This window comes from Anaerococcus kampingae (assembly GCF_046365475.1).
Classification (GTDB): Bacteria; Bacillota; Clostridia; order Tissierellales; family Peptoniphilaceae; genus Anaerococcus; species Anaerococcus kampingae.
This window is the reverse complement of sequence record NZ_JBGMEF010000024.1, coordinates 1-1611: the sequence shown is the minus strand read 5'-3', so window position 1 is coordinate 1611 and position 1611 is coordinate 1. Positions and strand designations below refer to the sequence as shown.

Here is a 1611-nt window from a genome sequence, read left to right as displayed (position 1 = left end):
CCCAAGGGACCTTCCGCATGGTCCCTTGTATCATATAACCATAGTCATTCTATGGAAAAAACAATGGAATACTATACATTAAACATAGTGTTGTGGAATGTGTATGAGGTCCCTATAGCTTTGACTATTGCGACGAGACTACAACCACATAACTATGTTTTTTTGTTAATTAGTTAGATATCGCTAGACGATTTATTGTACAAGGATACGAGGCATAACTTATGTGGACGCACAACAATAATTTTTAAGGAGTTTTCTATGATCTATTTGGGTATTGATGTTTCTAAGTTTAAGCATAACTGCTATCTTGCTGATGAGAATAACTTTGATAAGGGGTGTCATTTTGAAATTAAGAATTCTAAAGATGGTTTTGAGTATTTGCTTAGAAAACTTTCTGATTTTGGTAAGGATAAAATTAGAATAGGATTAGAGTCCACCGGTCACTATCATCTTAATCTTTCAAGATTTCTACTAGATTTGAATTTTAACATTCATTTCTTTAACCCTTATCAAACTAGTCTTTACAGAAAGGCTGATAGTTTTAGAAATACAAAAACCGATAAGGTTGATGCTTTCTTCATTGCAAAGCTTCTAAGAGCTACTGACTCTAATCCTACTCATAATGAATTGTATCATAATTACGAACTTAAGTCACTAACTAGATACAAATCTTCTTTAAAAAATGACAGGATTAAGCTTAAAAATGCTATTGTTGGATACATAGATTTAATATTTCCTGAATTAGCTAAAGTCTGTAAGGATGTATTCTGTAAATACACCTTAGAAGTATTAAAAGAATATCCATCAGCAGATAAGATAGCTAAGGCTAACCTCACTAGAATAACTAACCTAATTAAAAAGGCTTCTAATGGCAATCATTCTAAGGAGAGAGCCATAGAAATTAGGGAGGCTGCAAGGAAGTCTATAGGTATTAATTCACCCGCTGTATCTTTTAGATTAGTTCAAGATATCAAAGCCTTAGAATTTCTAATAGAACAAATTGATGAAGTTAATGAGCAAATCAAACTACTTTTGAATGAAATGGATAATCCAATAATGACTATGCCTGGCGTAGGTATTGAGATAGGACCTAGTCTAATAGCTGAGATAGGAAACATAGATAAGTTTGAGAGCCCAAGCAAACTCTTAGCCTATGCAGGACTTGATCCATCAATTAACCAATCAGGAACAATGAATTCATCCTACAGTAGTATGAGTAAAAGAGGAAGTTCATATTTAAGGGATGCTCTATTCCTAGCAGCCTTTCTCATATGCCAAAATGATGAAACGTTTAGACTCTATTACGAGAAAAAGAAAAGCGAAGGCAAACATCATTATGTAGCCTTAACCCATGTGGCTAGGAAATTGACCAGAGTAATATTTCATCTTCTAAAGACTAATCAAAAATTTATAAGTCAAAAAAATTAATGATTTAAAAAATATTATACAATTTTTAAGCTGTCAAAAGTGATAGCTTATTTGTCATGCCCAAATTTCGTTATTCAACCTAACGGAAGTCTATTAGCGTTGAATAATTTAGGATTTTATTCAAATTATTATGTATTTTAATTTATTAATTTTTACTTGACTTCCGATAGTTAGTCTCATCGG

Annotated in this window: 1 protein-coding gene; it reads left to right on the top strand. The window is 32.2% G+C overall.

The features are described 5' to 3' along the window. Nucleotides 1-258 precede the first annotated feature (258 nt). Nucleotides 259-1428 (top strand): IS110 family RNA-guided transposase, encoded by a 1170-nt coding sequence (locus ACCQ42_RS07220; RefSeq protein WP_106461076.1) that lies wholly within the window; start codon nucleotides 259-261, stop codon nucleotides 1426-1428. Nucleotides 1429-1611 lie beyond the last annotated feature (183 nt).

Excerpts from the sequence above, each read along its gene's own strand:
- ACCQ42_RS07220 (WP_106461076.1), top strand. The coding sequence starts at position 259 with ATGATCTATTTGGGTATTGATGTTTCTAAGTTTAAGCATAACTGCTAT.